Genomic DNA, 25,454 nt, shown 5'->3' with positions numbered 1-25,454 from the left:
AATTATGCATGCATAATAAAACCCCCTGTTTTTTAACGATTTAGAAATGAGAGGGATTTTTCAAAAAATTCCTTTGGGTTTTCGGCATGTAACCAGTGCCCTGTGTTTTCAATGGAATCCAATTCCGCCATGGGGAAGTGTCTTTTGATTTCAAGGATATCGTGGGGAGCTATATACTCTGAATTACCGCCTCGAAGAAAAAAGGTGTCTCCCTCAAATTTTTCGGAAGAACCTATATTTTCACCTATTTCTTCCAATTTGTCACTCAAAACCTTTAAGTTGAACCGGAATCCCAGACTTCCTTTTTCTTGCCAATATAGGCTCTTCAATAAAAACTGACGAGTCCCCATATCCAAAATGGACTTCGAAAGCTCTCGATCCACTTTCCCCCGGGAATCCAGTATATTTAAGTCCACTTGGTTGAGCGCGTCCAGAATGGGTTGGTGATGTGGTGGATAGTATTTGGGCGCAATATCGGCAACAATCAATTTACTGACCCATCCCGGGTAGGTGCAGGCAAATTGCATTGCCGTTTTACCCCCCATGGAATGTCCTATTAGGTAAACTTTTTCCAATCTATGTTGAATGATGTAATTGTGAACGTCTTGGGCCATCACATCGTAGTCAAAAACCTCCGACCAAAAACTCCGACCATGATTTCGCTGATCTATTAGGTGTACTTCAAAGCCCTTTTCGGCATATTGGTTGCCCAGAGTCTTCCAATTGTCCGACATGCCCAAAAAACCATGAAGAATAATCAATGGTTTTCCATTTCCCAAAATCTTAGAATGTAGTAGTTGCATTACTTCAGTTTATTCAAATACATTCGTACTACATTTTCCAACCCAAGGTATAGGGACTCACAGATCAAGGCATGACCTATTGATACTTCTAGCAAATGCGCGACGTTGCTCTTAAAATAGGCTATATTCTCCAAACTAAGATCATGCCCGGCGTTGATTCCTAAACCTAATTTATGGGCCAAATATGCTGCATCCACAAACGGTTCAATTGCCGCTTTTTTATTATGGGGGTATAACTTGGCATAACTTTCCGTATAAAGTTCAATTCTATCCGTACCGGTTTGCGCAGCGCCTTCTATCATTTGAATATCGGGGTCAACAAAAATGGAGGTCCGGATACCTTTTTCGCGGAATGTGGATATGACCTCCTTAAGAAAATCTTTGTTTTTAATTGTATCCCACCCGGCATTTGAGGTAATGGCATCCTCTGCATCGGGCACTAGGGTAACCTGAGTCGGTTTTACCTCAAGAACCAGATCAATGAATTTTGGTATGGGGTTGCCCTCTATGTTCAGTTCCGTGGTCACTACTCCTTTAAGGTCCCTTGCGTCTTGATAACGTATATGCCTTTCATCAGGTCTGGGATGAATAGTGATACCCTGAGATCCAAATTCCTCGATATCCGTAGCCATTTTAAGGAGGTCGGGAACGTTTCCCCCCCTTGAATTTCGCAAGGTCGCAATCTTGTTCACATTAACGCTAAGTATCGTCATCCGCTTTATCTATGATTATGTCGTAAAAATACAAATTAGGCATACCTTTTGATGTTTTTAATTGTTATTTTGCGCTATATTTAAAGTTATGCAGATTCAAACGCACATCCTTACCGATTTACCGGTTTTTGATATTGGCGACACGCTGGAAAAGGCCATTCTTTTTTTTAAGGGCACTGTCTTTTCGCACATAGCCATAACGGAAAATGGTAGTTTTTTGGGAACATTGGGCGAAAACGATTTGGAGAACTCCAATGGCCATAAAAAAATTGAGGACTACCGATATAATTTGGAAGCCTTTTTTGTGCGTAAGGATAGTAACTGGCTTGATGTTCTTGAGACATTTGCTAGAAACGAAGCTAACCTTTTAGCTGTTTTGGATGACAATGCGAAGGTAATTGGATACTATGACCTTAATGAAATAGTCCGGGCTTTTATTGATACGCCCTTTTTTACCGAACCAGGTGATATCGTAGTTGTCGCAAAAGGCACAAAAGACTACTCATTTAGTGAGATTGCCCAAATTATTGAAAGTAACAACGCAAGGATTATTGGTGCATTCATTACGGATATGCGTAACGATGTAGTACAGATTACCCTTAAGATTAGCACTTCGAGTTTAAATGAAGTTTTACAAACCTTTAGGAGATACAACTACAACATATTGCTAGGCAGCAAGGATGATCAATTTTTGGAGGATTTAAAGCAACGATCGGATTATTTGGACAAGTATTTAAATGTTTAGCGGAACAATTGGGATTTTTTCTTTCCTCCATTCTGTTGACCGGACCCTTTATGGTACAATTGTATTGTTCCATTCATACATATTTAAACAGAAAAGAAAAGGTTTGGGCCTATCAATGATTGCTATGAGGATGGTATCTGTTTTTTCCAATTCCAAAACCTATAGTCAATGAAAGTTGCCATATATGGCCAGACGTATCAAGAGGCGATCTCGGATTTTGTCCAGGAATTATTGGAAGAACTCCAATCCGTATCCGCAAAGGTGTCCATTGAGAAGAATTTCCGTGCATTCTTATCCAGAAGCCATTCCGGTATAAAGGATTTCAAAACCTTTACCGCCTTTGAGGGATTGGACAGTTCATATGATATGTTCGTAAGCTTTGGAGGAGATGGAAGTATTTTAAGGGCAACTACTTATGTCAGAGATCTAGGTATACCTATTGTTGGAGTCAATACAGGTCGTTTGGGTTTTTTATCCACTTTTAAAAAGGAAGATGTTAGAAAAGTAGTCCGGGAGTTTGTAAAAGGGGACTATCACATTGTGGAAAGGAGCCTCGTCAAAATCAGTTCAGATTCGAATATTCCCGAATTCGAAGACCTGAATTTTGCACTCAACGAGGTAACCGTAAGTAGAAAGGATACTACTTCCATGATTACCATTGAGACATATTTGGACGGAGAATATCTAACGTCATATTGGGCAGATGGTCTCATTGTTTCTACTCCTACAGGATCTACAGGGTATTCCTTGAGTTGCGGGGGCCCCGTTATAATCCCAACTGCAAAATCGTTGGTTTTAACCCCAATTGCGCCGCATAACCTTAATGCCAGACCTTTGGTCATTTCGGATGAAACCGTTATACGCCTAAAGGTTTCGGGTAGGGAAGAACATCATTTGATTTCTTTGGATTCAAGAATTGCATCGGTAGAAAATGGGACTGAAATAACCGTGGAAAAAGCCAGTTTTACCATAAAGATGATAGAGTACACTTCGGAAAGCTTTTTAAAAACACTTCGGAATAAACTTTTATGGGGAGAAGATAGGCGTAATTGACCCTTCCTTGGAACAATAAATACCAGTAAAAGCTGTTAATCAAGAGAGAACGGGAATATAACCGATGAAGTAGGTTCTAATGGATATATTCGCAAACTTTTGGAATTTATGAGGCGATGCATTATCGTAATTCTTGTATTAATTAGTTTTAAGTTGGAAGCCCAAACCTATGAAATAGGAGGATTTTTTGGTGGTGCAAATGTTATAGGGGATGTTGGAAGGACCAATTATATCCTGCCATCGGACATAGCCATTGGAGGGGTGTTCAAATGGAATAAAAGCAAAAGATATGCATGGCGGGCAAGTGTTATCTATGGAAAGTTCACCGCCGATGACTCCAAATCCAATATTTCCTCAAGACAGCAAAGAGGTTTTGTAATGGACAATTCCATTCTGGAAGCCTCTGCCGGATTGGAATTTAATTTTGTGGAGTACAATCTCCATAAGCTTGGCCCGGCATTTACACCATACTTGTATACCGGATTGACATACTTCCGATATGATTATAACTATTTCGATGCGGGGCAATTTATTAATGCTGATCAAAGAGACGGATCTCTGGCCATTCCAATGACCGTAGGGGCCAAATTACGACTCAACCAATTCTTGATTATTGGGGCCGAGATCGGGGCCAGATACACCTTTACGGATAATCTCGATGGAAGTAATCCCGAGAAATCCAACGTAATGCAACAAATTAACCCTGGGCCCGAATTTGGAAATATTCTTAGTGATGATTGGTACGTATTTTCAGGAGTTACCTTAACCTATACTTTTGGAAGAAAACCATGCTCCGATTGTTTTGAGTAACTTTGCATATGGGCATTTTGCAAGATATCAATCGTGAAAACCTCCCAAAACATTTGGCTATCATTATGGATGGCAATGGGAGATGGGCAAAAGAAAGGGGAAAACTAAGGGTCTTTGGACATGAAAATGGGGTGCGCACCGTACGAAATACAGTAGAAGACTGCGTTAAAATCGGGATACAATTCTTGACCCTCTATACCTTTTCTACAGAAAATTGGAAACGGCCAAAACTGGAAGTGGATACCTTGATGAAACTTTTGGTCTCCTCCTTAAAAAAAGAACTCCAGACTTTTGAGGAAAATAATGTTAGATTAAACACCATTGGCGATATTGGTTCATTGCCAAAAAAAGCTCAGGCAGAGTTGTTGGAAGTAATGCAAAAGACAAATCACCACACCGGGATGACCCTTACTTTGGCCCTTAGTTACGGCGCTCGCGAGGAATTGAAAAATGCCGTACGACAGATAAGTACCAAAGTTAAAAATAATATAATTTCTCCTGAAAATATTGATGAAACCATTATAAATAGCCATCTTTACACGCACGATTTACCCGATGTAGACTTGTTGATCCGTACCAGTGGGGAACATAGGATCAGCAATTTTTTGCTTTGGCAGATAGCGTATGCGGAATTATATTTTATTGATGTATTTTGGCCCGATTTTAGCGAGAAACATTTGGCAGAGGCCATCCGTAATTACCAGAACAGAGAACGACGATTTGGAAAAACTAGCGAACAACTCAACTAGCGATATGAAAAGGTTCATATCTCTTGAACCACTGATTACCCTCCTTCTACTCTTCACCACCACATTCACTTTTGCCCAGACAACCTCATATGAGGAAGGGAAAAAATATATTCTTGGAGGTTTGGAGGTAACGGGATTGCAAAGCTACAACGAGCAGACTGTTAAAACCTATACAGGCCTTAGGGTAGGGCAGCCCATTACCGTTCCTGGGGAGCAAATAAGTGGGGTCATAAAAAAATTATGGGGACTGGAACTCTTTAGCGATATCGATTTTTACATCACCAGAATAGAAGGAGACGAAGTTTTTTTGGAGCTCAACATAATTGAACGTCCCACTTTGTCCAAGGTTACCATTAATGGTGTTAAAAAAAGGAAGGTGGACGATATTGTAAAGGATACGGACCTTAAGAAAGGTAAAAAGATTACAGAGAGCCTAATCGCGAACACCAAAAACTATCTTCAAAACAAGTACAGAAAACAAGGCTTTCTTAACGCCAAGGTTTCCATAATAACGGCGAATGATACCTCTGAGACCAATGCTCAGAAAATGGTCATTAATGTAAACAAAGGCGATAAGGTAAAAATAAAGGATATCATTTTCGACGGAAATGAAAAGCTTAAGAGCAAGAAACTGCGGAAAGCTTTTAAGAAGACCAAGGAAAAGAGATTGGGCCGGTTTTGGAAAAAGTCCAAGTTTATAGAAGATGACTATGAGAACGATCTCTCTTTGCTAGTGGACAAGTATGCCGAGAACGGATACAGGGATGCTCGTATACTATCGGATTCCGTGATAATATTGGATGATAATAATATCAATATTAAAATTGCGGTTGAAGAGGGGAACAAATACTATTTTGGTGATATTGATTTTGTTGGCAACAGCGTATATACCGATCGATATTTGGGCCAGGTACTTGGTATCAAAAAGGGAGCTACCTACAATGGTGTTTTGCTCAGGGAACGTATTGCCGATGATTCCAAACCGGATGCCTTGGATTTGACCAATCTTTATCAGAATAACGGCTATCTTTTTTCTAGTATCAATCCAGTTGAGGTCTCTGCCCAGAACGATACCATAAATTTTGAGATTAGGATTATTGAGGGCAAGGAAACGTTTTTAGATCATATTACGGTTTCAGGAAATGACAAGACTAATGATCATGTTATTTTTAGGGAGCTTCGCACGCGTCCAGGTCAGAAATACAACAAATCGGATATCATTAGAAGTATACGGGAATTGGGACAGCTCGGTTATTTTGATGCGGAGCAGATAAAGCCGGATATTCAGAACCCCAATCCCAATGAAGGTACGGTGGACATTGCCTATAGTTTGGTTGAATCCGGATCAAGTCAGATAGAATTACAGGGAGGATATGGAGGAGGAGGTTTTATTGGTACCCTGGGACTTTCGTTCAATAATTTTTCCATAAAGAACTTGCTCAAGGGGGAGGCCTATAAACCGGTTCCCATGGGAGATGGGCAGACTTTCGCTGTTCGCGTCCAAGCCAGTAGGACCTTTAGGGTATATAGCCTTAACTTTTCCGAGCCCTGGTTAGGAGGTAAGAAACCCGTACGCTTTAATCTTTCATTATCCCGAACACAACAGTTTGGTACCAGTTTTGACAGTAGAGGTAGAATCGACGTGGACAGGAGTCGAGGTTTTGCCATTACCGGAATATCTGCGGGACTGGCTAAGAGAGTACAATGGCCGGATGATTTTTTTACAATTTCCCACTCTCTGGGATATCAACTATATGATTTTAATAATTATAATATTGGGTTGTTCAGTTTTGGTAATGGATCGTCGAATTCATTCACCTATACCTTGGGCATATCAAGAAACGCAACCTCCGGAGGACGGATATTTCCTCGTGGGGGATCTAATTTTGAGATTACTACAAAGCTCACACCGCCCTACTCCCTTTTTAGCGATAAAGACTTTAAGGCCATCCGGGATGAAAGTGAGGAACTTTTAGAGGAAATTAGCCAATTGAATCCCAATGACCCTCAAGCTATAGCCCTTAACGAAAGACGCGAAGCACTTGAGGAAGAGCGTTTTAAATGGTTGGAATACTATAAAATTAAATTCAGGGGAGATTGGTATACTACCTTGGTAGGTAGTGCGGATAAGTCATTGGTATTAAGAACCAATGCGGAATTCGGGTTCTTGGGAAGTTATAATACGGATATTGGAGACGTTCCTTTTGAACGCTTTTTCGTCGGTGGGGATGGTCTTGGAAACTTTACCTTGGACGGAAGGGACATCATACAATTAAGAGGATATGAAAACCAGTCGTTGACCCCTATTAATCCCACGACCGGTAGGCAAGAGGGCGGATTGGTGTACAACAAATACTCCATGGAAATAAGATATCCGCTCACCTTAAAACCTTCCGCATCTATTTTTGCCCTAACTTTTTTAGAAGCAGGGAACGCTTTCAACAATTTTCAGGAGTTTAATCCGTTTGAGTTAAAACGATCGGTCGGGGCGGGGCTTCGGATATTTATGCCGGCATTCGGTCTATTGGGTATTGATTTTGGGTATGGGTTTGATCCAGATAACGTCAGCCCCCAAGCAGGCCCAAGCGGATGGCAAACGCACTTCATCATTGGCCAACAGTTTTAGATTTGGAAATCATGACCGTAGCTAATCCTTTCATTTTAAAAGTTTTAGTAATTTTGGCATGATATTTTCTATTGGATAAAACGAAAATATAATGAAGCAAAAATCAAACGTTCTTTTGATTCTATCAATTGTGCTTTTCGCTTGGTTTTCCCAAGCCCAACGTGGAGCTCGGATCGCATATGTGGATATGGAATATATCTTGGAAAATGTTGAGGAATATAGAGAAGCCAGCGAACAATTGGAGTCTAAGGTGCAAAAATGGAAGGTAGAAATTGAGCAAAAGCAAAATTCGGTCGATCAAATGAAAAAAGACCTTATGGCGGAAAAGGTTTTGTTGACCGATGAGCTCATTGCCGAACGTGAAGAGGAAATACAGATTTTGGAGAAGGAAATGTTAGAATATCAACAAGACCGTTTTGGCCCTCAGGGGGACCTGGTTATACAAAAACGGCAACTTATCCAACCCATACAAGATCAGGTATTCAATGAAGTGCAAAAAATTGGAGCCAACAAAAGGTATGATTTTATTTTTGATAAATCAGCAGATGTTGTAATGTTGTACTCCGAAAAAAGGCATGATATTAGCGATTTGATTTTAAGGGGTATTGCAAGGACCCGAAAAATCAGTAAACCTAAGAAGAAGGCGGAGACCAGGAACCGACTTCAGGATTTTGATGGGGAACCGGCCGAAGAGGAAATGAGCGATGCCCTTAAGGAACGAAAAGAAAAAGCGGAACAAGCTGCAGAGGCTAGAGCCAAAACGGCGGATGAAAGGAGGGCGGAACAATTAAAATTAAGGGAAGAGCGTAAAAAGGCATATGAGGCAAGAAGAATGAAGCTTTTAGAGGAACGCGAAGCAAAACGAAAAGCTAAATTGGAAGCCCGAAAAAAACAGGAGACCGAAGCCGAGGGCGAAAATGATTCAACTAACCAAGACTAAAAAAGCTTTTAACCATAAGTAACACTCATAAATTAGAATCAAAGTTCATGGAATTGACTTTATTCAACAAATAATTAAATTTGAAGAAAATTATTCGATTAACGAAAATTCCATGAGACCATTAAAAACAATTAAAATTTAACTCATGAAACAAGTAAGAAGGATAGCTATAGCAATAGTTTTGTTTATAGCCGTGACCAGTTTTGTAAACGCCCAGAGCAAGATTGCACATATCGATGTGACCCAATTGTTATCTTCAATGCCGGAGATGAAAGCGGCCGAGGCCGAATTAAAAAAGCTTCAGCAAACATACACGGCGGATATTGAAAGTTCCATGACGGAATTAAAGAATAAATCTACCCAATACGAAAATGAGGCTCCTTCCAAGACTAGAGAAGAAAATGAAAAAAGGGCCATTGAATTACAAGGTTTTCAGAAGAGCATCGTAGACGCAGAACAGGCAGCACGTCAGGAATTGGGAAAAAAACAAGCAGAACTTTTCCAACCGATTTCCGAGAAGGCCAAAGCGGCCATAGAAAAAGTAGCCGCTGCCCAAGGGTTTGACTACGTCATGGATGCCACTGCCGGGGGTGGTCTAATCGTAGCGCAGGGCCAAGATCTTTTACCGGCGGTAAAGGCGGAATTAGGAATTTGACTAAGAATACTTCACAAAATAACAATACAACCGCTTGGGATACCTTGCGGTTTTTTGTTTTATTTATGTAAAAGTTTGTCTCCAATGTTCTTCCATCTCAGGTTTCTAATAAACCTGGCCTCCTCCTTAGATATCAAAAAGGGCACTTTGTTTTTCCTCGCCTTGAAAAAACCGCTCAGGTTGTGAAAAAAGACGTTTAAATTTCGCTGTTTCAATGCCATTTTTAGAGAGGCCAAACCGCTTAACAGAAGTCCGTAGCCCATGGTGTACATAGCTTCTCCCTGCAATAACCTGGCTTTTTTGTTGTAGGCCTTTCCTGTAGGACGAAGATGTTTAACCTTAAGTGTCTCATCGGTAAAGATCCTAAAACCGTGGTATTGGGCCAAAAGCTCATCTACAGTATCCCATCCCATAGCATTTCTAAGTCCCCCAATGGCCCTAAAACATACCCTGGTATAGGCCTTAAAAGCGCCCCTCACGTGGTCTTTATTCATCGGATGGTTCAATTTCCATTCCCCATCCCGGCCCTTCTCGTAGGCGAATCCACCGGCAATTCCTACTTCGGGATGCATTCTGAATATTTCAGCGACTTTTTCAAAATAATTATAGGGCAAAATAAGGTCTGCATCAAGTTTTACCAAAAAATCATATCCTTCATCCAGTGTGCCCAGTCCCTTATTAAAAGCGTTGATTACCTTACGGCCCGGCAAATGATCTGTTGAGGATTCACCATTGAGTTTCTCAAAATGGGGATTGTCCTTTACAAAATGATCTATAATGGACTCCGTACCATCAGTTGAATTATCGTTTACCACTACCACTTTTTTGGGCAGCAAGGTCTGTCGTTGGACAGAATTCAGCGTATCCGCCAAAAAGGCTTCCTCATTGTGGGCGGGTATTATGATATAATAGTTCATTGTAGCTATCGATTTCGAATACCAAATTCGCAATCTTTATTTTTTACGTACCGCGTAAACGATATAATAGCGTGGAGTAAAACTTCTTAGTAACGGACGTAAACCAATTTTTTTGACAGGATTCGTCCATTTGGCCGAGTCTTTGATTTCCCATCCAGCTTTTTCCAATAACCAATTAAACTGCCAATCTTCAAATTCGTGATAGTGCCTGTCCCAAGGATCTGATTTGCTTCTATAAGCCGGTGAAAACCACAACCGCAAGGGAATACTGGCTACCAGTTTATGGGGTTTTACTTTTTTTAGCACATTAAAGGGAGCTACCAGATGTTCAAAGATTTCAAAAGCCGTAACCACATCGGCAGTCGTGTTTTGAACTGTGGAAAAATCAGTATCCAAGTCCTCGCCCTTTGTATTCTCCACAGTATATCCCCGCTTCGACATGACTTCCGTAAAAGGGTTTTCCACTCCAAGGTCTAAAATGGATTCCTCGGTAGAAATATGCTTTTGGAGAAACTCCAAGGTAAGTCTAAAACGCTTGTTGGGATAGGTGTTTTCGTACATGTTTTTAAGACTGATTGCTAAGGCATAAGGCAGTATGAATATAAGGTTTTATAGCTGGTTGAATGCCCAATACAACCGTTTTTATGCTTCAGCATAAGCTTCAATAGGTGTGCATGTGCAAATCAGATTGCGGTCACCATAGGCATCATCTACCCTTCTGACAGATGGCCAAAATTTATTCTCTGCAATAAAGGGTAAGGGAAATACCGCTTTTTGTCTATTATAAGGGTAATCCCAATCATCATTAGTGACCATTTCCAAAGTGTGTGGTGCATTTTTCAATACATTGTTGGGATTGTCCGCATGGACCGCATCGATTTCCTCCCGAATAGATAGCATGGCATCACAAAATCGATCTAGCTCACCCAAGTTCTCACTTTCTGTGGGTTCGATCATAACCGTCCCCGCAACGGGGAAAGAAACTGTAGGGGCATGAAAACCGTAGTCCATAAGTCGTTTGGCAATATCCACGACCTCAATGCCATTTTGTTTAAAAGGCCTACAATCTATAATCATTTCATGTGCCGCTCTACCATTTTCACCGCTATATAGGACATTGTATTTTCCCGATAAACGATGCTTAATATAGTTGGCATTCAGAATAGCGATTTTGGTAGAATGTGTCAATCCTTGTTCTCCCAACATTTTAATATAGCCATAGGAGATTAAACAGGCCAATGAACTTCCCCAAGGGGCGGCCGAGATTCCGGAAATCGCCTTTTCCCCGCCGGTTGGGATTACCGGATTCCCGGGTAGAAAGGGCACTAATTGTTCCGCTACACAAATGGGGCCTACTCCTGGTCCTCCTCCGCCGTGTGGAATAGCAAAAGTTTTATGGAGGTTTAGGTGGCAAACATCGGCCCCTATCGAGGCCGGATTGGTAAGCCCAACCTGGGCATTCATATTCGCTCCATCCATATAGACCTGTCCACCATTATCATGGATGAGTTTGGTGATACGCTTAATAGAGGACTCAAAAACTCCATGTGTGGATGGATAGGTAACCATTAGGGCAGCCAAATTATCAGCATGCTTTATCACTTTTTCTTCCAAGTCAACCACATCTATATTACCTTTTTCATCGGTTTTGGTCACTACCACTTGCATTCCGGCCATTACTGCCGATGCCGGGTTGGTACCATGTGCCGATGCCGGGATGATACAAATATTGCGATGTCCCTCATTTCTGGATTCGTGATAGGCCCTTATTACCATCAGACCGGCATACTCGCCCTGGGCACCTGAATTGGGTTGCAACGAGGTTCCGGCAAAACCCGTGATTTCCGTAAGGTCCTTTTCCAATTCGCGTAAAACGATTTGGTACCCTTTTGCCTGTTCAATAGGTACGAAGGGATGAATGTTGCCCCAATTCGTCCAGCTAATAGGCAGCAATTCCGAAGCCGCATTAAGCTTCATGGTACAAGATCCCAAGGAAATCATGGAATGGTTCAGGGATAGATCTTTGCGTTCCAACTTTTTGATATACCGCATCAATTCGGTCTCCGAATGATGGGAATTGAATACGGGATTTTCTAAAAATGGGGAAATTCGGACAACATCCTCCAAAATAGCTGATTGATTGGATAGTTCTTTTATCGGGTCGATTTCTTTGTCCAAGATTTTTGCAAAAACACCTAGAATTTGATTTAGATCATTTAAGGAGGTGGCTTCGTTCACTGAAATGGAAACAGTTTCGTCGTCACTATAAAGAAAGTTAATTTCATGTTCCTCGGCAATAGGCCTGAGTATACGCACATCGCATTTAATCGTAATGGTATCAAAGAACGATGTGTTTACCTGATACAACCCCATTTTTTCCAGGTTTTCAGCCAATGTCACCGCAGTACGATGTACTTTTTCGGCAATATATATTAGCCCCTTAGGGCCATGATATACGGCATACATACCAGCCATAACGGCCAAAAGCACTTGGGCAGTACAAATATTGGATGTGGCCTTATCCCTTTTGATATGCTGTTCCCTGGTTTGTAATGCCATACGCAAAGCGGATTTTCCATCCATATCTTTGGTGACACCTATTATACGGCCCGGGATATGTCGTTTATATTCCTCTTTGGTGGCGAAATAGGCGGCATGGGGCCCACCATATCCCAGTGGAATGCCAAAACGTTGGGTAGTACCCAAAACTACATCCGCACCAAGTTCACCGGGAGAGGTCAACAAAACCAGACTTAGAATATCTGCGGCCACTGCGACCTTAATGTTGTTCTTTATCGCATTTGTTATAAAATCCGAATAGGAATGGATTTGGCCGTATTTGCCAGGATACTGCAAAAGTGTTCCGTAAAATTCGTTCCCGAAATCAAACTCCATATGGTTACCGACAACCAATTCAATGCCCAACGGTTTTGAACGGGTCTTCAGGAGGGATAATGTCTGAGGCAAGACATCCTGGGAAACGAAAAATTTGTTGACATCGTTCTTTTTTTGTTCGCGACTTCTTACGGCGAATAACATGGTCATGGCCTCTGCCGCCGCAGTGCTTTCGTCCAACAATGATGCATTGGCAATTTCCATTCCGGTAAGGTCACATACCATGGTCTGGAAGTTAAGTAACGCCTCCAAGCGGCCTTGGGCAATTTCCGCCTGATATGGGGTATAGGCCGTGTACCATCCCGGATTTTCCAGAATATTGCGCTTTATTACGGAAGGAGTGAGGCTTTCATGGTATCCCAAACCAATATAGGAGCGAAAAACTTTATTCTTTTGGGCCAAGTCATGCAAATGCGCCAGGAATTTATGCTCGCTCATAGGGGTGTCCAACTTCAGAGGTTCCTTAAGCCTAATTTCATCCGGTATCGTTTCATAAACAAGTTGCTCCAAATTCTCTACCTCTATAACCTTCAACATATGTGCAAGGTCTTCTTCCCGTATACCGATATGGCGTAAAGCAAACAAATCTGTCCTCATAAATTTTACTAAAAGCTGCACAAAATTAGGGATAAATTCCCTGAAAATGGACAAAACGGGGTGTAGCGAAGGGCAAAGTTTTTAACCAAAAAAGGGGTTTATAAACAGTTTGGCTACTTTTGTTCGATGAAGCTCTTGGGTCGTATTTTTGATTTTTACCTGGACGCTAGCATCCATGTGGCTTTGGCCATCTTTTCGCTACTCTGGGTAACATCTTCCCTTTTACGTATACCTGTGGACAGACATCTATGTTCTCTTATATTTTTTGGAAGTGTTGCCTGTTACAATTTCATTAAATATGGGCTGGAAGTAAAGAAATACGTTCAACTTGCACACCAATACCACGGGTACATTCAATTTTTTAGTTTCGTTTGCCTAGGAATTGCGGCATACCATTTATTTTTTCTTGAGTGGAACGCTATTTTCGTGCTGACAATATTGGGATTGTTTACGGTTCTTTATGCGCTTCCCGTCCTTCCCAAAACCCGGAGTCTAAGAAGTTTGGCAGGGTTTAAAATATTTCCAGTCGGTGTGGTATGGGCTGGTACTACCGTTGTACTTCCTGTAGTGGCTGCGGGTTCAATTATCTCCTGGGACGTTTGGGTAGAAACAACACAACGCTTTATGCTCGTACTTGCTTTAATAATCCCATTCGAAATTCGGGATATGGCATATGATCCACCCGAATTAAAAACACTGCCGCGGCGTTACGGTGTGGTAAAAACCAAAGTTTTGGGCATTTCACTGATTGTGCTCTTCTTTCTTCTGACTTTTTTCAAGGATGAAATTACCCAAAACGAAATTTTGTCCAAAACATTTTTACTTTTTGGGATAGGGAGCATCTTAATAGTGACCAGGCAAAACCAGAATAAATATTTTTCAGCGTTCTGGGTAGAAGCCATCCCCTTTTTCTGGTGGGTGCTAATTTGGTTATTGGAAAAAATTAGATTTTCTCTTCCAATCGTTGCTTCATTTTAATTTTTTCACCCTCCGAAAGGCTGTGTAGATTTGCTTTTTCGCACAAAGCGGTCAACTTTGTATTCTTTTTGGTAAAAGCTGAACATGTTTTGCATATAAGCAAATGTATCTTCAGCTTTATCTTTTCCATAAAGGTCGCTTCCCTGTATTGTGTTTTATTGCATATCGACGCCGCTTTCTCGCAGGATATCATCATTTTAGAACCAGTTTTGATTTAGGCAGCCCATCAGGGAAGTTCTAGCCCTATGGATCATTACCCATAGATTAGACGGGTTTATACCAAGTTCATTACAAATATCCTCAGTACTCATTCCACGTATGGTTTTCATGGTGAATACCAAAGATTGTTTCTTGGGCAATTTGGAAATACAACCGTGTATGGCCAATCCTAATTCCTCATTTTCGATGGCATCGTTTTCAAAGCTGCTGAAGGGATCTGCTACCTGCTCTTCCATCCAATCGCCTTCTGAATCGCTTCCGGCACTATAGCTCATGCGTACTTCCGCCTTACCTTTTTTTGAGTTAATCTTTCTGTAATAATCAATTACCTTTCGTTTCAAAATCGCAATAAGCCAAGTGCGCTCGGCGGCGTCTCCCTTATAATTTTTAGCTGAGTTTAATCCGGCAAAAAAGGTTTCCTGGACCAGATCCTTGGCTATTTCCGAATCGTTTACTCGGGCCACGGCATAGTTAAAAAGGTAGTCTGCATAGGAGTCTACCCAAGTTTCGGGATGTAGTTGTTGCGTTGTCATAGATGCCTTGTCATTATCAAAAATAGATGAATTTGATTTAATTAACCGCATATTCCCATTTTGTTCCTTATATTTTCTAGCTGCCATAATTGCTTATTTTTGATTTTTAAATTGGATTCGATGAAATTTTTATCTGTAATCGTGGTTTTTCTCGGTCTTAATACCTGTTATGGTCAAATAAAATCAAAACCTATCACAGAGTTTTCACAAAAGGATATCAAAGATGGGATATTGATCGATGTCAGGACCCCTAAGGAATTCAACATGGGGCACTTAGAAAATGCCGTGAATATTAACTGGTTCGATTTAGGGTTTCAAAAACATTTCGATACCATGCCTAAAGACAGAAAGTTGTATTTGTATTGCAAAAAAGGAGGTAGGAGTGCCAAGGCACAAAAATTGCTGGATTCTTTGGGTTACCGGAATACGATTAACTTGGAGGGAGGTTATGACCATTGGAAGGCCAAAGAAAAACTCTAAAGGATAATGACAATTAAACGTTCAATAGGAATACTTACCCTTTTCGCTTTATCGATTCAGTTTTCCTTTTCACAGACCTCTGAAAATCTGGTAAAAGAACATCCGAGATTGTTTATCGCACCGGGCACGATTAATACAATAAAACAAAGAATCGATTCCGATACAAGATATGCGTTTATCCATCAACAGATTTTAAGGAATTGTGATAGTCTTTTGGCCATTCCACCCGCATTGGAAATTAAGGAGGGTAGAAGATTGCTTGAAGTTTCTAGAACATATTTGAAGCGCATACTCTATTTGGCCTATGCGTACAAGGTTACGGGACACAAACCATATTTTAAGAAGGCCAAACAAGAAATGCTGGCCGCAAGTGGATTTTCGTCTTGGAATCCCTCGCATTATTTGGACGTTGCCGAAATGGCCATGGGCTTGGCCATTGGATATGATTGGCTGTTCCATGATTTAAATGTCACAGAAAGAGAAACTATTGTAGACGCCTTGTTGGAAAAAGGAATCGGAACCTCACTGGATGAGACTATGGAACATGCTTGGATCAGTTCTTCCAATAATTGGAACCCAGTTTGCCATGGAGGATTGACCGCAGCTGCAATCGCAGTATTCGATTCGGATCCGGATGTGTGCACTAGGGTAATCAAAAGAAGTATTGAACATGTCCCAGAGGCAATGAAGGAGTATGCAGCGAATGGAAACTACCCCGAAGGCCCCATGTACTGGTCTTATGGAACCACATACAATGTACTTTTGATCGCTGCCTTACAAACGGCCTTTTCTTCTGATTTCGGCTTGCTAAGTCAACCTGGATTTTTGGAAACCTCCAATTATTATCGCCATGTCGTAGGCCCGTCCGGGCTATACTTCAATTATTCAGATTCCAGGGAAAACCCTAGGCTCAATGCGGCACAATTTTATTTTTCCAAGGAAATGGGTAGACCGGAGTTGCTGTGGCAAGAAATCGATATTTTGAAATCTTATATGGATGGTGATAAAAAAATTAAGGCCACCGGAATTTCAAATCGGTTTCTTCCATTTATTCTCATATGGTCGTTGGATATTCCTGAACTTAGGTTTGATGCTGAAAACCACTATTTTGCCCATGGTACCACGCCAATTGCCGTATATCGATCGGCATGGTCGGACTCGGCCCTCTACCTGGGCGTCAAGGCCGGGAGCCCCTCGGCAAATCACGCCCACATGGATATAGGATCTTTTGTGTTTGAAAAGCATGGGGTGCGTTGGGCATTGGATCTGGGGTTGCAAGGATACCATTCCCTTGAAAGTTTAGGACTGGGTATTTGGAAAAGAAACAAAAAATCCGATAGATGGAAGGTTTTTAGAAACAATGTATTTTCACATAATACTTTAGTCGTAAATGACTCTCTGCAGAATCCAGAGGCCTTTGCCACTTTAGAAATGATTAATGACAATACCCATGCGTTTAGGGTAGGGGTAAATTTGTCCTCAATTTATGCACCCCAATTAACCCATTCGAAAAGGACTTTTGAAGTGGGCCACAATCAAGAACTTGTAATCACGGATTCCCTTCGGACCAGTAATACGGGTACTTCCAAAATTCGCTGGGCCTTTGTGACCCCTGCTGAAATAAAGATTGCCGAAGACGGCCGAACGGCTTATCTTTCCAAGGGAGGAAAATCCATTACGGTAGAGTTGTTACGGCCAAAAGAGTCCTTATTCAGAACATATGAAACCAATCCACCCCCTTCGGATTTTGATGCCCCAAACCTGGGAACCCAATTGTTGGGGTTTGAGATTTTTTCCAAACCAGGTACTGAAGAAATCATTAAGGTTAGATTTGACTAATATTAGGAAACAGCTTGGATTGCTATAGCAGCTTTTCACCTACTTCCTTCCAATCCCTGGCTCTCTCAAAACCATTGGTATGGACATTATGTGGAGAGCTGAACATAATGCTTCTGCCATGAAAAGTTTCCAGATTGCGGGTTCGATCATCAATCAAGATATCTCCCTTTAAAATGTGCTTGTGGCCACATAGAATTCGCTGTTGCCAGGGGATAAAGGGGAAATGCTCATCCAGCCATTCCGATTTTTCTTCAAGGGAACTTGGAAATTCCATGGCAGCGGAGGCAATATACACTTCATACTTTTTGGTCAATTCCTTCATAACTTTTTGACTGTCCTGAATGATTTTAAGGTTTCTAAAAAAGCCCTTTTGCGAGGTATGCAGACGAATGCTTTCCCTTCTGTTTTCGGGTACTTTTTGCCATACTTCCCAGCCAGAACAAAAGTCTACCGTAAGATTTTCGCCAAAATCTTTGTTATACTGTTCAATATGCGCACCGTAGGTATCCGCAAGTACCTCGTCCATGTCTACAAATAAGACCATACTAAATTAGTTTTGGGCGAAGTTCGGTAAAAAGTATTAGAATAAAGGAACTCAGGCGAAGGCTTATCAATAAGTTAACCCCAAAAAACTACGCCATAGTATTCAAAAGTCCGGCTCTTTCCAATAGAGCCTCTAATTTTGGTTCACGGCCCCTGAATCTCTTATAAAGCATCATCGGCTTTTCAGTACCTCCTTTGGAAAGTACATTTTCTTTGAATTTCGTGGCCACCTCTTTGTTGAAAATTCCTTTTTCCTTAAAGAAGGCAAAGGCGTCGGCATCCAAAACCTCGGCCCATTTATAACTGTAGTAACCTGAGGAATATCCTCCTTGAAAAATATGGGAGAATGCCGTACTCATACAGGTTTCCGGGGTATCGGGATACAATTGGGTGCCCTCAAAAGCCTGGTTCTCATGAATTTTTACATCGGTTATATTCAAAGGATTTCCTCCATGCCATGCCATGTCCAACAGTCCAAAACTCAGTTGTCGTAGTGTGGCCATGCCTTCTTGAAAAGTAGCGGATTCCTTTATTTTGTCAACCAATTCCATAGGGATCAACTCGCCTGTTTTATAATGGATGGCGAAAAGCTCAAGGGCTTCTTTTTCGTAACACCAGTTCTCCATCACCTGACTGGGAAGTTCTACAAAATCCCAATATACCGAGGTGCCCGAAAGGCTTGGATAGGTAGTATTGGCCAACATACCATGCAACCCATGCCCAAATTCATGGAATAATGTAGTTACCTCGGTAAACGTCAGCAAGGATGGTTTGCTGAGCGTTGAGCGCGTGAAATTACAGACATTGGAAACATGAGGTCGAACATTTTCCCCGTTCCTTTGGTACTGGGGCTTGTACGAAGTCATCCAAGCACCGCCTCGTTTTCCTTTTCTGGGATGGAAGTCTGCATAAAAAAGAGAAATGAAATTATGCTCCAAATCATAGACCTTGTAGGTTTTTACTTCTTCATGATAGGTATCGATATCAAAAACTTCCTCAAACTGTAATCCAAAGAGTTTTTCTGCTACCTTAAAAACTCCGGCAATGACATTTTCCAATTTAAAATAAGGCTTCAGCTTTTCATCATCCAAATTGAAAAGCTTCTGCTTCAATTTTTCGGAATAATAGCTGCCATCCCATTTTTGCAACCGATCAATACCATCAAGTTCCTTGGCAAAATCTTCCAATTGTTGAAATTCTCGTTCGGCGGCCGGTTTTGCCTTGCCCAAGAGTTCGTTTAAAAATGAATGTACCCTTTCAGGTGTCTCGGCCATACGCTCTTCCAACACAAAATGGGCATGGGTCTCGTAGCCCAACAAATTTGCCCTTTCGTATCGAAGTTGCGCAATTTTGAGGACGTTTGCCCGATTATCCAGTTTGTCCGCGTGAAAACCTTTGCTACCAAAGGCCAGGGACAACTTTTTGCGCAATTCCCTGTTTTTGGAGTACTTCATAAAAGGGATATAACTAGGATAATCCAGGGTTACCAACCAACCTTCTTTATCTTTTGAGCGGGCCAGCTGTGCAGCTGCTTCCTTTTCTCCTTCGGGCAGACCGTCCAAATCATTTTCATTGGTGAGGTGCAATTCATATTTGTTGGTTTCGGCCAATACATTCTCCCCAAATTGCAATTTAAGTTTGGCCAACTCCGCATCGATTTCACGAAGCCGTTTCTTTTTGTCTTCGGCAAGATTGGCCCCATTTCGGCTAAAGCTTTTGTACTTTTTTTCTAGCAGAGTCCGCTGTTCAGTGGATAGGGTTACATCATTTTTTTGTTGATAGACAAAATTGATTCTTTTGAACAAGGCTTCATTCAGGGTAACATCATTGCTGAATTCAGAAAGTAGGGGGGAGATTTCCTGGGCAATCTTTTGGATTTCGGGATTGGTTTCGGCAGAATTCAGGTTAAAAAATAGGCTCGAAACCCTATCCAAGTGTTGACCGGTAAACTCCAACGCCTCGATCGTGTTTTCGAAGGTCGGGGCATTGGGATTGTCCGTAATGGCATCGATTTCTTTCCGGGCATCTTCCATAGCTTTCAAAAATGCCGGTTTATAATGTTCGTTCCTTATTTTTGAAAAAGGTGCCGCATCAAAAGGACTGAGTAGGGGATTCATATTCGCTGATAGTTTAGAGTTGATGGTTGACGGTGACAACTTTAAAACAAATGACCATCAACCAAGAATTGGTAAGTATTATTATTTCTTGGTTTGTACTTTGTTGGCTCCGTCGATAACTTTTTGTTTCAATCCTTCCTTATATAACATGATCTTATCCAGCACGCATTTGTCTGAACTACCTATAATCTGGGCGGCCAGGATACCGGCATTTTTGGCCCCGTTCAAGGCTACGGTAGCTACCGGTACGCCACCGGGCATTTGTAGAATGGAGAGGATTGAATCCCAGCCGTCAATTGAATTACTGCTCTTTACAGGAACGCCTATTACAGGCAGCGGGGACATGGAGGCTACCATGCCTGGAAGATGTGCGGCTCCTCCGGCACCGGCAATAATAACGGCATAACCGTTTTCATGGGCATTTTTAGCGAACTCAAAGAGTTTTTCGGGTGTACGGTGCGCGGATACAATGTCTACCTCCACCGCTATATCAAATCCCTTTAGTATGTCTATCGCTTCCTGCATAACGGGCAGGTCGCTGGTACTTCCCATTACCACCGCTACTTTACTCATGCTCTTTGCTTATTACTTTTATGGTTTCCTTTACCTTTTGTGCTATTTCCCTTGCGCTGGAAACATTCTCGTTGACAATGGTCACATGGCCCATTTTACGAAAGGGACGCGTCTGTCTTTTTCCATAGATATGTGGGGTTACGCCTTCCATTTGTAACACCCGATCCATATTTTCATAGGTTACTTCCCCGGTGTGACCCTCTGCCCCAACCAAATTGACCATGATGCCCGCTACCTTACTTGCCGTGTTTCCCAAGGGCAGATTTAAAATGGCCCTAATATGTTGTTCAAATTGATTGGTATAGCTAGCCTCAATACTATAATGGCCACTGTTGTGCGGCCTTGGCGCTACTTCGTTCACTAGAATTTCATCATCCTGGGTTTGGAACATTTCCACGGCCAATAATCCAACATGTTTAATCTGCGCTGATACCCTTAAGGCAACTTCTTGGGCTTTTCTGGCTACAACACCATCAATACGGGCCGGACAAATGACATATTCCACCTGATTGGCCTCTGGATGGAACTCCATTTCCACAACGGGATAGGTAATACGTTCTCCATTGGCACTTCTTGCTACAATGACCGCCAATTCGTTCTTAAAGGGTATCAAATCCTCTGCAATACATTCACCGGGAGGTAATCCTTCCAAATCTTCAATTTTTCGGACTATTTTGACACCTTGGCCATCATACCCAAATTGCGCACTTTTCCAAACAAAAGGGAAATTGAGTCCACCATTTTCCAAACTGTCCCGTATTTCACTGGCATAAGCAAAGCGCGAGAAAGGTGCCGTTGGGATACCATGGTCAATATAAAAAAGCTTTTGCTTGGCTTTATTTTGTATAGTACGTAAGGCCTTGGTAGGCGGATATACTTTAATACCCTCATTCTCCAATTTTTCCAGGGCGTCCACGTTTACATTTTCGATTTCAATGGTAAGAACATCCACTTCCTTCCCAAAAGAATATACATCATCAAAATCCATGAGATCGCCCAGAATAAAATCGTTGCAGGCAATTCGGCAGGGAGCATCCCGTGAGGTGTCCATAACTCGCGTATGAATATCCCATTTTCGGGTTTCATAAAGCAACATTTTCCCTAGTTGGCCACCGCCTAAAATGCCTAGCTTAAAATTTGAAGAGAAATAGCTCATAGGATTTCGTTTTGCCTTATTTGGGAGGCGATGCAAAAATACAATGAATTTCCAAAACAAAAGTTGCCCTGCTCCAAAAGCAAAATCAAATTGGTATATTTGCCATCCCGGATAAAATTGCAGTGTTGATAAAGCTTCACGACAAATATTTTAAACCTTTTTTGACCGAACGTCAGATTACGGCGGCGATTCAGAAAATGGCTAATGAAGTTGCAGCGGATTACAAGGATAAGACCCCTATTTTTGTGGGTGTTCTAAATGGCGCCTTTATGTTCGTGTCGGACTTCCTTAAGGAATATGCCCATCCCTGCGAGGTTTCATTTGTTAAGTTAAGCTCCTACCAAGGGCTAACCTCCACAGGTATTGTAGAAACACTTCTAGATCCCCCAGAGAACATTGAGGGCCGCAGTGTAATTATCTTGGAGGACATTATAGATTCTGGCCGTACATTGCAGCAATTGGTCCATTTGTTTTCCAGTTCCAATGTAAAGGAGTTCAAAATAGCCAGTTTGTTTTATAAATCGGAAGTCTATAATGGAGAATATACCATAGATTATGTGGGCATTGAAATCCCCGATAGATTTATTGTGGGCTATGGTCTTGATTACAAGGAACTGGGGCGGAATCTCAAAGAAGTATACCAATTAAACCAAAAACATATGATCAACCTTGTATTGTTCGGAAAGCCGGGTGCCGGAAAAGGGACACAGGCCGAATTTCTAAAGGAGAAATACAATTTAAAACATATCTCCACTGGAGACGTATTCCGTTATAATATTAAAAATGGGACAGACTTAGGGACTTTGGCCAAATCTTATATGGATAAAGGCGATTTGGTACCGGATGAAGTCACTATTAACATGTTGCGCGATGAGGTGGAAAAAAACCCGGAAGCCAGCGGGTTTATCTTTGACGGTTTCCCTAGGACTAAGGCACAAGCTAAGGCATTGGATAAGCTATTGGAAACCAAGAATATGGAAATAAATGCCACTATTGCCTTGGAAGCTGATGACGAAGTTTTGATACAGCGGCTTTTGGAACGGGGTAAAGTGAGCGGCCGTTCCGATGATCAGGACGAGGTCAAAATTCGCAACCGGTTTGAGGAATATAACCAAAAGACAGCCCCTTTAATGGATTATTACGAAGCCCAGGGCAAATTCCACAGTGTTAGCGGCATTGGGGCCATTGATGAAATTACTATGCGATTGGGCAAGGTAATCGAGGAGCTTTAAACTTTCATTTGCTTCAAAGAGGGACTTCTGGGCCGTTTTTCCGCAGCTCTTTTTTTAACCGTTTGCTGTTTTATCCGTTGAAATGAACTTTAATCTTCAACCTTTATTGGAAAATGACTTGGTGAGTCTAAGACCCTTAAGGGAAGAAGATTTTGAAAACTTGTTGAATGCGGCGTCCGACCCCTTGATTTGGGAGCAACATCAAAATAAATTGCGCTACACATTGAAGGAGTTCACCTTGTTTTTTAAAGAATCCATGATATCAGGCGGTGCTTTGTTGATTACAGACCAGCAATCCAAAAATGTTATTGGGAGTTCAAGGTTTAAGATTGTGGATGAAGTTGAAGAAGTTGTGGAAATAGGATGGTCATTTTTGGCCAGGGATTACTGGGGTGGCTTTCACAACAGAGCGGTGAAGAGGTTAATGGTAGGTTACGCCCTAAATTTCTGCAGAACAGTTGTTTTTTATGTGCATCCCAAGAATTTCCGTTCCCAAAAGGCACTTGAAAAAATCGGCGCCAAAAGGCTAAACGAGGGAGAAAGATCTTGGGTATTACCTGAGAAAGAAGGGATTACCTACGCAATTTCGAGTCCCATTGAATAAGTTGATTTTAATATATTAGGATTCCCTACTCATGGGATTACAGGATTAGACTTATGACCGAAGGCAATTTTGTAGATTACGTAAAAATTCATGTGACCTCAGGTAAAGGAGGGCAAGGTTCCGCACACCTTCGCCGCGAAAAATACGTGGCCAAGGGTGGTCCGGATGGTGGGGATGGTGGTCGTGGTGGTCATATCATTGTCCGCGGTAATAAAAATTTATGGACCTTGGTCCATTATAAGTTTCAACGGCATTTTAAGGCCGGTCATGGAGGGCATGGTGGCAAACAGACCAGTACTGGCGCCAACGGGGAAGATGTGATATTGGAGGTGCCCCTGGGTACCGTGGTCAGGGATACCGAGACCAATGCCATTCTTTTTGAAATAACGGAAGAAAGGGATGAAAAGGTTATCGTAAGGGGAGGTAAGGGTGGTTTAGGAAATACCCACTTTAAAAGTAGTACCCATCAAACCCCAAGATATGCCCAACCGGGATTACCCGGGCAGGAAAAACGTGTAACCTTGGAATTAAAGGTACTGGCCGATGTGGGTCTGGTAGGTTTCCCAAACGCCGGAAAATCTACCTTGCTCTCGGTCGTCACCTCGGCAAGGCCAAAGATAGCGGACTATGAGTTTACAACCCTAAAGCCCAATCTAGGTATTGTGAAGCATCGTGATTTTCAAAGTTTCGTTATGGCGGATATTCCTGGAATCATTGAAGGTGCGGCTGAAGGCAAGGGTCTGGGCCATTACTTTTTACGGCACATAGAACGAAACGCCACCTTACTTTTTTTAATCCCGGCTGATAGCAAGGATATTAGCAAGGAATACGAGATTCTTTTGGATGAATTACGGCGCTATAATCCAGAACTGCTGGACAAACAGCGCCTTGTGGCGATTTCTAAGAGTGATCTTTTGGATGAGGAACTCATGGAAATGATGCGTACGGAATTGGACAGGGATTTTAAGGAAGTGCCTTATCTGTTTATTTCTTCCGTGGTACAGTTGGGCATTCAAGAATTAAAGGATAGGCTTTGGGGTTTACTCGCCAGTTAGTCGAATATAGTGCTGTATGCCAAAGTGTTATTCCTTTTTTCAGTATTTTTAAGAAAAGAAATATGATGAAAACAGCAGGATACATTCTTCTTGTGCTTCTTTTGGGTTCTTGCAATGCTATTCAGGTCAACTACGATTACGACAAGGCCACCGATTTTTCAAATTATACCACTTTCAACTATTATCCGGACATGGATACCGGCCTTAGTGAATTGGATGACAAAAGACTTTTTCGGGTATTGGATATTGCCTTGCAATCTAAAGGGTTGGTCTTTTCCGAAGAACCCGATTTTTTGATTAACATACAGAGCAACACATTTCAAGCTCCCCGCAACAGCAATGTAGGCTTAGGGGTCGGCGGTGGTGGTGGAAACGTTGGTGGTGGTGTTTCCATTGGTATTCCAGTGGGTAGGACCAACTTGGAACGTCGGATTCAATTTGACTTTGTGGATAACCAAAAAGATATGCTCTTTTGGCAAGCGGTCAGTGAAAGTTCCTTCAAGGAAGATGCATCCCCGCTCGAGCGAGAACAGAAATTAAAGGAAATTGTAGAGAAGGTGCTATCCAAGTACCCGCCTAAAATCAAGAAGTAAGGAATCGGCAGCTCTTAGTACAACCCGTC

24 protein-coding genes are annotated in these 25,454 nt (G+C 41.8%); 14 read left to right on the top strand and 10 right to left on the bottom strand.

What is annotated here, in order from left to right:
• Window positions 1–32 precede the first annotated feature (32 nt).
• Window positions 33–803 (bottom strand): alpha/beta fold hydrolase, encoded by a 771-nt coding sequence (locus Q0993_RS09390; RefSeq protein ID WP_299532192.1) that lies wholly within the window; start codon window positions 801–803, stop codon window positions 33–35.
• The gene (locus Q0993_RS09385; RefSeq protein ID WP_299532191.1) at window positions 803–1,516 is read right to left on the bottom strand and encodes a pyridoxine 5'-phosphate synthase; all 714 of its coding nucleotides are present in this window, start codon (window positions 1,514–1,516) and stop codon (window positions 803–805) included. The genes Q0993_RS09390 and Q0993_RS09385 overlap by 1 nt, the downstream gene beginning before the upstream one ends.
• 88 nt (window positions 1,517–1,604) lie before the next feature.
• On the opposite strand from Q0993_RS09385, the gene Q0993_RS09380 reads away from it, so the two are divergent.
• The 7 genes from Q0993_RS09380 to Q0993_RS09350 all read left to right on the top strand — a co-directional run bounded on the left by Q0993_RS09380 (window position 1,605) and on the right by Q0993_RS09350 (window position 9,094).
• Complete coding sequence (locus Q0993_RS09380) at window positions 1,605–2,261, top strand: CBS domain-containing protein (protein WP_299532190.1); 657 nt, start codon at window positions 1,605–1,607, stop codon at window positions 2,259–2,261.
• 168 nt (window positions 2,262–2,429) lie between these two features.
• On the top strand, window positions 2,430–3,314 hold the full coding sequence (locus Q0993_RS09375; protein WP_299532188.1) for an NAD kinase: 885 nt from the start codon (window positions 2,430–2,432) through the stop codon (window positions 3,312–3,314).
• A 108-nt stretch (window positions 3,315–3,422) separates the two neighbouring features.
• Window positions 3,423–4,124: a DUF6089 family protein gene (locus Q0993_RS09370; RefSeq protein ID WP_299532186.1), complete on the top strand. Its 702-nt coding sequence runs from the start codon at window positions 3,423–3,425 to the stop codon at window positions 4,122–4,124.
• Between the two features lie 8 nt (window positions 4,125–4,132).
• Complete coding sequence (locus tag Q0993_RS09365; RefSeq protein ID WP_299532184.1) at window positions 4,133–4,873, top strand: isoprenyl transferase; 741 nt, start codon at window positions 4,133–4,135, stop codon at window positions 4,871–4,873.
• 4 nt (window positions 4,874–4,877) lie between these two features.
• Window positions 4,878–7,499, top strand: a complete 2,622-nt coding sequence (locus Q0993_RS09360) for a POTRA domain-containing protein (protein WP_299532181.1) — start codon at window positions 4,878–4,880, stop codon at window positions 7,497–7,499.
• A 91-nt stretch (window positions 7,500–7,590) separates the two neighbouring features.
• Window positions 7,591–8,439, top strand: a complete 849-nt coding sequence (locus Q0993_RS09355; RefSeq protein WP_299532178.1) for an OmpH family outer membrane protein — start codon at window positions 7,591–7,593, stop codon at window positions 8,437–8,439.
• 145 nt (window positions 8,440–8,584) lie between these two features.
• Entirely contained in the window at window positions 8,585–9,094 is a 510-nt protein-coding gene (locus Q0993_RS09350) for an OmpH family outer membrane protein (RefSeq protein WP_299532175.1), read from the top strand.
• A 59-nt stretch (window positions 9,095–9,153) separates the two neighbouring features.
• Here the strand turns inward: Q0993_RS09350 and Q0993_RS09345 are convergent, their stop codons facing one another.
• From Q0993_RS09345 to gcvP, 3 genes are all read right to left on the bottom strand, one after another.
• Window positions 9,154–10,011 carry a glycosyltransferase family 2 protein gene (locus tag Q0993_RS09345; protein ID WP_299532173.1) on the bottom strand — a complete coding sequence of 286 codons (858 nt, stop codon included), beginning with the start codon at window positions 10,009–10,011 and terminating at the stop codon, window positions 9,154–9,156.
• Between the two features lie 36 nt (window positions 10,012–10,047).
• Complete coding sequence (locus tag Q0993_RS09340; RefSeq protein ID WP_299532171.1) at window positions 10,048–10,572, bottom strand: methyltransferase; 525 nt, start codon at window positions 10,570–10,572, stop codon at window positions 10,048–10,050.
• An 81-nt stretch (window positions 10,573–10,653) separates the two neighbouring features.
• Complete coding sequence (gene gcvP, locus Q0993_RS09335) at window positions 10,654–13,503, bottom strand: aminomethyl-transferring glycine dehydrogenase (RefSeq protein ID WP_299532169.1); 2,850 nt, start codon at window positions 13,501–13,503, stop codon at window positions 10,654–10,656.
• A gap of 501 nt (window positions 13,504–14,004) precedes the next feature.
• Here gcvP and Q0993_RS09330 point away from each other — a divergent pair.
• Entirely contained in the window at window positions 14,005–14,481 is a 477-nt protein-coding gene (locus Q0993_RS09330) for a hypothetical protein (RefSeq protein ID WP_299532168.1), read from the top strand.
• Window positions 14,482–14,678: 197 nt separating this feature from the next.
• Here the strand turns inward: Q0993_RS09330 and Q0993_RS09320 are convergent, their stop codons facing one another.
• Window positions 14,679–15,233: a sigma-70 family RNA polymerase sigma factor gene (locus Q0993_RS09320; protein ID WP_299532835.1), complete on the bottom strand. Its 555-nt coding sequence runs from the start codon at window positions 15,231–15,233 to the stop codon at window positions 14,679–14,681.
• A gap of 120 nt (window positions 15,234–15,353) precedes the next feature.
• Between Q0993_RS09320 and Q0993_RS09315 the strand changes: the two genes are divergently transcribed.
• Complete coding sequence (locus Q0993_RS09315; RefSeq protein ID WP_299532167.1) at window positions 15,354–15,713, top strand: rhodanese-like domain-containing protein; 360 nt, start codon at window positions 15,354–15,356, stop codon at window positions 15,711–15,713.
• Between the two features lie 6 nt (window positions 15,714–15,719).
• Window positions 15,720–17,552 (top strand): heparinase II/III family protein, encoded by a 1,833-nt coding sequence (locus Q0993_RS09310; RefSeq protein WP_299532165.1) that lies wholly within the window; start codon window positions 15,720–15,722, stop codon window positions 17,550–17,552.
• Between the two features lie 22 nt (window positions 17,553–17,574).
• Here the strand turns inward: Q0993_RS09310 and Q0993_RS09305 are convergent, their stop codons facing one another.
• The 4 genes from Q0993_RS09305 to Q0993_RS09290 all read right to left on the bottom strand — a co-directional run bounded on the left by Q0993_RS09305 (window position 17,575) and on the right by Q0993_RS09290 (window position 21,941).
• Complete coding sequence (locus tag Q0993_RS09305) at window positions 17,575–18,096, bottom strand: 5'(3')-deoxyribonucleotidase (protein ID WP_299532163.1); 522 nt, start codon at window positions 18,094–18,096, stop codon at window positions 17,575–17,577.
• A gap of 88 nt (window positions 18,097–18,184) precedes the next feature.
• Window positions 18,185–20,212 (bottom strand): M3 family metallopeptidase, encoded by a 2,028-nt coding sequence (locus Q0993_RS09300; RefSeq protein ID WP_299532161.1) that lies wholly within the window; start codon window positions 20,210–20,212, stop codon window positions 18,185–18,187.
• 81 nt (window positions 20,213–20,293) lie between these two features.
• Window positions 20,294–20,785, bottom strand: a complete 492-nt coding sequence (gene purE, locus Q0993_RS09295; protein ID WP_299532159.1) for a 5-(carboxyamino)imidazole ribonucleotide mutase — start codon at window positions 20,783–20,785, stop codon at window positions 20,294–20,296.
• Window positions 20,778–21,941, bottom strand: coding sequence for a 5-(carboxyamino)imidazole ribonucleotide synthase (locus Q0993_RS09290; RefSeq protein WP_299532157.1), 1,164 nt, complete (start codon window positions 21,939–21,941; stop codon window positions 20,778–20,780). The genes purE and Q0993_RS09290 overlap by 8 nt, the downstream gene beginning before the upstream one ends.
• A gap of 125 nt (window positions 21,942–22,066) precedes the next feature.
• Between Q0993_RS09290 and Q0993_RS09285 the strand changes: the two genes are divergently transcribed.
• The 4 genes from Q0993_RS09285 (at window position 22,067) to Q0993_RS09270 (ending at window position 25,425) form a co-directional block, all read left to right on the top strand.
• Complete coding sequence (locus tag Q0993_RS09285) at window positions 22,067–23,173, top strand: adenylate kinase (RefSeq protein WP_299532154.1); 1,107 nt, start codon at window positions 22,067–22,069, stop codon at window positions 23,171–23,173.
• Between the two features lie 82 nt (window positions 23,174–23,255).
• Complete coding sequence (locus Q0993_RS09280; RefSeq protein ID WP_299532152.1) at window positions 23,256–23,777, top strand: GNAT family N-acetyltransferase; 522 nt, start codon at window positions 23,256–23,258, stop codon at window positions 23,775–23,777.
• A 53-nt stretch (window positions 23,778–23,830) separates the two neighbouring features.
• Window positions 23,831–24,832 (top strand): GTPase ObgE, encoded by a 1,002-nt coding sequence (gene obgE / locus Q0993_RS09275; protein ID WP_299532150.1) that lies wholly within the window; start codon window positions 23,831–23,833, stop codon window positions 24,830–24,832.
• Window positions 24,833–24,894: 62 nt separating this feature from the next.
• A complete protein-coding gene (locus tag Q0993_RS09270) occupies window positions 24,895–25,425 on the top strand; it encodes a DUF4136 domain-containing protein (RefSeq protein ID WP_367279598.1) in 531 nt (176 codons plus the stop codon).
• Window positions 25,426–25,454: the final 29 nt, after the last annotated feature.

The organism is Ulvibacterium sp. (genome assembly GCF_028285715.1).
In the GTDB taxonomy this organism is placed as follows: Bacteria; Bacteroidota; Bacteroidia; order Flavobacteriales; family Flavobacteriaceae; genus Ulvibacterium.
Note: the sequence above shows the minus strand (reverse complement) of the source record. Positions and strands in the feature narration are given on the sequence as shown.